Origin of the sequence: Streptomyces capoamus, from assembly GCF_014654935.1 — a bacterium.
Classification (GTDB): Bacteria; Actinomycetota; Actinomycetes; order Streptomycetales; family Streptomycetaceae; genus Streptomyces; species Streptomyces capoamus.
Genome location: NZ_BNBF01000006.1, coordinates 251,163 through 257,877 on the forward strand (window position 1 = coordinate 251,163; position 6,715 = coordinate 257,877).

The following is a 6,715-nucleotide window of genomic DNA, read 5'->3' on the forward strand; positions in this document are numbered from 1 at the left end:
AGGACGTCATCACCATGTCGAGGAACGGCACCACGGTGAGCACGGCGCCGGTCACCACCAGCAGGTACGACAGCCACGGGAAACGGCGCCGGGTCACGCGTCCTCCCCCTTGCGCCCGAAGAACCACAACTGGGCCAGCGTGACCGCGAGGACCACCAGGAACAGCACGAAGGCGGCGGCGCTCGCGGTGCCCCAGTCGCCGTAGGAGAAGGCCTGCCGGTACATCTCCAGCGCGGCCACGTCGGTCGCGTCGCCCGGGCCGCCCCTGGTCATCACGATGATCAGCGCGAACGACTGCAGACCGGTGAGGAACTGGGTGACGCAGACGAACAGCAGGGACGGCCGCAGCAGCGGCAGGGTGATCTTGAGGAACACGGTGACCGGCCCGGCGCCGTCGAGCGCGGCCGCCTCGTAGTACGTCCCGGGGACGGCCTTCAGCCCGGCGGTCAGGACCAGGATCGCCGAGCCCAGCGAGGCCCAGGCCTGCACGACCACGACCGAGGGCAGCGCGGTCGCGGGGTCCGCGAGGAAGGCCACCGAGCCGGCGCCGAGGGCGTTGAGCACGCCGTTGACGAGGCCGCCCGGCTCGTACATGTACTTCCACACGTTGCCGACGGCGACGACGGTCGTCACCATCGGCAGGAAGTACAGCGTGCGCCACACCCCCTGGAACCGCAGCCGGTCGATGCAGGTGGCGACGAGCAGGGAGCCGGCGAGCGCGAGCACCACGGTGCCGAGGGCGAACAGCAGCGTGTTGGTGAGGACCGGGGCCAGGAACGTCGATCCGGCCGCGAACAGCGCGGTGAAGTTCCGCGGGCCGACCGGCTCGATGCCGCCCAGGTCGAAACCGGTCCAGCGGGACATCGACAGCAGCAGCGCGAAACCGAGCGGCAGGGCCAGGAAGACGGTGAAGAACAGCAGCACGGGCGCCAGGAAGAGGTAGGCGACGACGGTCTGGCGGCGCCCGCGCCGGTCACGGACGGCGACGGCGGGGGCCACCGGCCGCGCGCCGTGCTCCGCCCGCCCGGTCGGCTCCGGCGCCAGGGTGTTCACCACGCGCGCGACACCTCCTGGTCGACCTGGCGGCGGATGGTGCGCAGGGCCTGGTCGACCGACTGCTGCCCCGTCCACATCGCCTCGATGTTCGTGCGCAGCAGCGACTTGGCCCGCTGCGCGCCCGGCACGTTCGGCTCCGGCACCGCGTAGCCCAGCGCGTCCAGAAACGGACGCAGGTTCGGGTCCCGGCCGCTGCCGCCGGCGCCCAGCAGCGTCCGCATGTCGTCGGCGCGGCCGGTGAGCGAGCCGACCGACACCTGCAGGGCGCTCATCCGGGTCGCCGCCCCGCCCTTGACCGTCACCCGCCCGGTGTTCAGCCAGCGCAGGAACTCCCAGGCCTCGCGCGGGTGCCGGCTGGCCGTGTTGACCCCGAGCATGAAGCCGGTGCAGAGCGTGGCGCGCCGGTCCCCGGCCCGCGGGACCGGCACGGGCGCGACCCCCACGTCCCGGTAGTCCCGGCCCATCAGGGTCCTCAGGGTGCCCGACCACCAGCCGGCGCTGACCACCATGGCGACCCGCCCGGACGCGAAGGCCCGGTAGACGTTGACGCCCGGATCGCTCGCCCCCTCGGCCACCAGCCGGTGCTCCAGACCGAACACCGCCCGGCCGGCCGGCGAGTCGATGTCGGTACCCCGGCCGTCCGCGGACACGAACGTCCCGCCGGCCGCGTTGAGCAGGGCGAGGGTCTGCCCGACGGTGGTGGAGTCGTCGTACGTCGACAGCCCGAACCCCTGGACCAGCGTGTTGCCGTACCGGTCGCGCCGGGTGGTGCGGTACGCCGTGTCCTCCAGCTCCCGCCAGGTGCGCGGCGGCCCGTCGACGCCGGCCGCGCGCAGCAGCCGCTTGTTGTAGTACAGGGCGTACGTCTGCACCTCGGTCGGATAGCCGTAGACCGTGCCGTCCACCGACGCGGCGCCGACCGCCGCCCGGCCGTAGCCGCGCCGGATCTCCTCAGCGTGCTCGGGCGGGGCCGGCCGCAGGACGCCGGCCCGCACCAGCTGGCCGTTCCACAGGCAGTAGGGGTGGAGGATGTCGGCGCCCTGCCCGGCGGCCTGCCGGACCATGACGGTGGTCAGCAGGTCCGAGAACTCGACGGCCGTCGTGGCGACCTTGACCCGGTCGTGCGTGGCGTTCCACTCGTCGACCGGGCCCCGCAGCGCCTCCTTCAGCTCCCCGCTCGCGTAGTGCGAGAGCAGGGTCAGGACGACCGGGTCCCCGGGCCGCCCGCTGCCCCGGTGCGGGGCGGCGCACCCGGAGGCGAGCAGCGCGGCGGGCAGCGCCAGCGCGAGGTGACGGCGGCTCGGACCGGTGCCGCGGCGGGACCCTCTCACCGGGCGGCCTCCCGGCGCAGCACGCGGAACACCCGGGTCGTGGAGAAACCGGCCGCGCGGTACAGGTGGGCCGCGGGGGAGCGCTCACCGGTCCACAGGAACCACGCGCAGTGCGCGCCGCGCGCCCGCATCCGCTCCAGGACCAGGTGCAGCAGGACCTTGCCGAGCCCGGTGCCGCGCATCTCCGCCAGCACGCCGAACGGGCCGAACCGCTCGTCCGCCGACTCGTACGCGCCGTGCATCGCCCACCCGGCCAGCCGGCCCGAGGGATCCCGTACGACCACGATCCGGTCGAGCGGCGTGCCGGCGGCCAGACACTGCCGGATCGCGCGGGCCCAGTCGGCCCCGAAGTGGTCGCCGGCCAGCGCGACGAGGTCCACCAGGTCGTCGTCGGCGGGGGTGGCGAACCGGTGGCCCAGCGCCGTCAGTTCGGCCAGCCGGTGCCGGACGCCGTCCGGGAGGCGGTAGCCGACCAGGGAGCGGTCCATCGCCGCCGCCTCGTACAGCGTGCGGAAACCCAGGGACGCGAGGAGCCCGGCCGCTTCCGGGTAGGCGTCCGCGTCCAGGCCGGGCAGCACGTAGTGCGGTGTGTACGAGGAGAAGTCCACCCGGGTGCGGCCGTGGCCGTGCAGCCAGTCGAGGGCCTCGGTCAGCAGCCGGCGGCCCAACCCGCGCCCGCGGGCGTCCGGGTCCACGAAGAAGAACGGGATCCAGCCCTGCTCCGGCTCCAGGTCGGTGCCGGCCATCGGGGTCATCCGGCGCACCGCGTAGGCGGCGCCGACGACCCGGTCCCCGTCCACGGCGACCCGCAGCCCCTCGGGGTCGAAGTTGGCGTCGAGCAGCACCAGGGAGCGGAAGCGGTCCGCGGTGACGGGATCGGCCGGCGCGCTCCGGCGCCACGCCTCCACCAGCGGTGGGCCGTCGCCCACGCGGAAGCCGCGGATCCCGGCCTGGGCTGTCGTCGTGCGAACGGTCATCGACGGGGGGTCCTTCCCGGTCTCAGGGGTAGAGCAGCGCGTCGTCGCCGGCCCACCGGCCCGGCGGCGCCGGCGGGTCGCACAGCGGCAGCGGGTCCTCGCCCGCGTCGATCGCGCGCCGCAGCCGGTCGGACCCCCACAGCAGGTCGATGAAGTACCGCTCGCCGGCCTCCGCGGGCTGCCGCCAGGCGAAGTCGGCCGGGTGGAGCCGGCGCAGCGTGGCCAGCATCGCGACGGCGGTGCGCACGGGGGCGAAGGCGGCGCGGTCGGTGAGGTGGAGCTGGACGCCGCGCAGCGGCCGCCCGGCGTACCGGTGGAAGGCGGGTACGAACCGCAGGTCACGGAAGCGCACTCCGGGCAGGGCCAGTTCGGCGAGCGCGGGCGCCAACCGGTCGTCGACGTAGGGGGCGCCGACGATCTCGAAGGGCTGCGTGGTGCCCCGGCCCTCGGAGAGGTCGGTGCCTTCGAACAGACAGGTACCGGGGTAGACGGCGGCCGTGGCGGGCGTCGGCATGTTCGGCGAGGGCGCGACCCACGGCAGCCCGGTGGCCTCCGCGGTCAGGGCGCGCCGCCAGCCGGTCGCCTCGATCACCGTCAGGTCGGCCGCGCCGCCGGCGACGCGGGGCACGACGCGGGTGTTGAGCCACCGGGCGAGTTCCCCGTAGGTCAGGCCGTGCCGGACGGGGATCGGCGCCCGCCCCGTGAAGCTCGCCCACGCCGGGTCGAGCAGCGGGCCCTCGCTGACGAGCCCGCCCAGGGGATTGGGCCGGTCGGCGACCACGAACCGGACGCCGGTGCGGGCCGCCGAGACCAGCAGGTCGAACATCGTCCACACGTAGGTGTAGAACCTCGCCCCGATGTCCTGGAGGTCGTACACCAGGGCGTCGACACCACTGTCGAGCAGCACCTTGTCGAGGCGCTCGCCCTCGCACCGGTACGTGTCGTACACCGGCAGCCCGGTGGCGGGGTCGGTCCGGGCGGCCTCGCTCTCGCCGGCCTGGCCGGTGCCGTGCAGACCGTGTTCGGGTCCGAACAGGGCGGTCAGCCGCACGCCGGCCGCGAGCAGCGCGGGCGCGGCCGGCCGCAGGTCGGGCAGGACACCGGTGTGGTTGGTCACCAGCCCGATCCGGCCGGGCCCGGCGAGGGAGGGCGCCGCGTGCAGCCGTGCGATCCCGGGCGTCACCGCGCGGCGGCCGTCCGTGCCCATGCCATGCCCCCGTCTGCCGGTGACCTCTCCCAAGCGGTGGGGGGAATGTACTGGCATGTCCGGTAATTCCGCAATGACGACGTGCCGTTCCGCGGTTTTGAACATGTTCAATTCAGGCGTAGGCTCCTGCCATGAGCGACAGAGCCGCCCTGCTCAAGGGCATCCGCGTCTGGCTGGCCCTCTTCGTCGTCTGCCTCGTCCTGAGCGGGGCCACCGCCTTCCCGCTGGTGCACGAACTGCGCTGGACCGAGGAGGTCCTGCGGGCGCTGTCCGTCCCGGAGCACCTGCCCGGCCTCGCGGCGTGGATCTCCCGGGTGCGGGAGGGGCTGGACACGGTCGACGCCGAATACCCCTTCGTCCTGTACGGCACCGACTGGCTGGCCTTCGCCCACCTCGTCATCGCGGTCGCGTTCTACGGCCCGTACCGCGATCCCGTCCGCAACGTCTGGGTCGTCGAGTTCGGGATGATCGCCTGCGCCGGCATCATCCCGCTCGCCCTCGTCTGCGGCCCCGTCCGCGGAATCCCCTTCTGGTGGAGCCTGATCGACATGTCCTTCGGAGTCCTCGGGATCGTCCCGCTGTACGTCGTACGGAAGAGGATCGGACGACTGGAGGCCCTCGGCGCCCCGTCCGTCAGCGGTTGAAAGCGGGGAACGCGAAGCGCCGGGCGACGGACAGGCCGTCGCCCTTCGCGTCCGTCGATTCGACCGAGTAGACCAGGGTGCGGGACAGATTCGGCGTCGCGGCGATCACCGTCGCGTAGCCCGGCCGGCTGCCCGTCTTCCCCCAGATCACCTTGCCGTCGACGTCGAACCGCTCCAGCGCCGCGCCGTACCGCGCCCCGGGCACGTCCGGCAGCCTGAACATCTCCTTCAGCTGCGGCTCGGGCACCACCCGGCCCTCGAACAGCCCCACCAGCAACCGCTCCAGGTCGGCGGTGGTCGAGATCAGGTCGCCGGCCGCCCAGCGGTCGGACATGTTCCAGTCGGTCACGTCGACCAGCTTGCCGTCGATCCAGTCGTACCCCCGGTTGTGCGGGCCGTGGATCCGGGGGTCCGGGCCGGCCGGGAAGGAGCTGTGCCGCATGCCGAGCGGCCGGAAGACGCGCACCGCGGCCTGGTGCGCGTACGAGTCGCCGGTCACCTTCTCGATCAGCATGCCGAGCGGCCGGAAGACGCGCACCGCGGCCTGGTGCGCGTACGAGTCGCCGGTCACCTTCTCGATCAGCATGCCGAGCACGGTGTAGTGGATGTTGCCGTAGCTCTGCTGCGTACCCGGCGCGTACGCCGGGCCCTGCGCGACGGAGGAGGCCACGACCTGGCGGGGCGTCAGCGTCTCGAAGCGGTGCGCGTAACCGTCCTCCACGGTGTCGCCGAGGGACGCACCCGGGCGCAGGCCGCTGGTGTAGTTCAGCAACTGCCGCACGGTGATCGGCGCGAAGTCCTCGCCGAGCAGGCCCGGCAGGTACTGCTGCACGGTGCCGTCCAGGTCGATGCGGCCCTCCGCGGCCAACTGCAGCACGATCGACGCGGTCACCACCTTCGTCACCGAACCGGCCCGGAACCGCGCGTCCGGCAGGGCCGGCGCCCCGCTCCGCACGTCGCGCACCCCGGCCGTCCCGCGCCAGGTCCCGTCGCCGCCGACGCGCAGCAGCGCCGCGGTGGCGTCGTGGTCGGGGAGCCCGGCGATCGCGGCGGCGAGGGCCTCGGTGTCGGGGCCCGCCGTGACCGGGGCGGACGCCGGGGCCGCGGGCGCGGCGAACGCGGGTGCGGCCAGCGGGCCGGCGGCCAGCGCGGCGACGACGACGGCGGCGGTCGACAGGACGGAACGGCGGGTGGGGCGCATAGCGGGCTCCTCGATCGACGGTGCGGCGCCGGAAGACGCTTCGTGATCATCCTCGGGCGCCGGTACGCGCTGCGGATCCTCAGCGAGGAGGGCGTACGACCCTTGCTCGACCCCGATCAACCGGCCCGGGAGCTGGGGGAGTTGTCCGGGTCGGCCCCTACGGGTACGCGACACGCGGGGCGGCGGGCCGGTCCGCGGTGCGCAGGGTGTGCAGGACGTCGACCCGGTTCGTCGTGATCGAGTCGACGCCCAGGTCCAGCAGACGGCTCATGGAGCGGCGGGTGTCCGGGGTCCACACC

Annotated in this window: 6 protein-coding genes and 1 pseudogene; 1 reads left to right on the forward strand and 6 read right to left on the reverse strand. The window is 74.0% G+C overall.

All coding sequences use genetic code 11. The features are described 5' to 3' along the window. Positions 1 to 93: 93 nt before the first annotated feature. The 4 genes from IE312_RS12620 to IE312_RS12635 are packed head-to-tail and all read right to left on the reverse strand — an operon-like array spanning position 94 to position 4,571. Positions 94 to 1,056, reverse strand: a complete 963-nt coding sequence (locus IE312_RS12620; RefSeq protein WP_229899611.1) for a carbohydrate ABC transporter permease — start codon at positions 1,054 to 1,056, stop codon at positions 94 to 96. Further along, positions 1,050 to 2,387, reverse strand: coding sequence for an ABC transporter substrate-binding protein (locus IE312_RS12625; RefSeq protein WP_189981195.1), 1,338 nt, complete (start codon positions 2,385 to 2,387; stop codon positions 1,050 to 1,052). Before IE312_RS12625 ends, IE312_RS12620 begins: the two co-directional genes overlap by 7 nt. Then, positions 2,384 to 3,364: a GNAT family N-acetyltransferase gene (locus IE312_RS12630; RefSeq protein WP_189981197.1), complete on the reverse strand. Its 981-nt coding sequence runs from the start codon at positions 3,362 to 3,364 to the stop codon at positions 2,384 to 2,386. The genes IE312_RS12625 and IE312_RS12630 overlap by 4 nt, the downstream gene beginning before the upstream one ends. Before the next feature lie 22 nt (positions 3,365 to 3,386). After that, positions 3,387 to 4,571 (reverse strand): exo-beta-N-acetylmuramidase NamZ family protein, encoded by a 1,185-nt coding sequence (locus tag IE312_RS12635; protein WP_189981199.1) that lies wholly within the window; start codon positions 4,569 to 4,571, stop codon positions 3,387 to 3,389. A gap of 131 nt (positions 4,572 to 4,702) precedes the next feature. Here IE312_RS12635 and IE312_RS12640 point away from each other — a divergent pair, with 131 nt between their 5' ends. Then, complete coding sequence (locus IE312_RS12640; protein WP_189981202.1) at positions 4,703 to 5,215, forward strand: hypothetical protein; 513 nt, start codon at positions 4,703 to 4,705, stop codon at positions 5,213 to 5,215. On the opposite strand, the gene IE312_RS12645 is transcribed toward IE312_RS12640, so the two are convergent. Further along, on the reverse strand, positions 5,205 to 6,416 hold the full coding sequence (locus tag IE312_RS12645) for a serine hydrolase domain-containing protein (protein WP_189981204.1): 1,212 nt from the start codon (positions 6,414 to 6,416) through the stop codon (positions 5,205 to 5,207). The two genes, IE312_RS12640 and IE312_RS12645, sit on opposite strands and share 11 nt — an antisense overlap. A 157-nt stretch (positions 6,417 to 6,573) precedes the next feature. After that, positions 6,574 to 6,715 (reverse strand): annotated as a pseudogene (locus IE312_RS39730) (glycerophosphodiester phosphodiesterase); the annotation flags it as partial.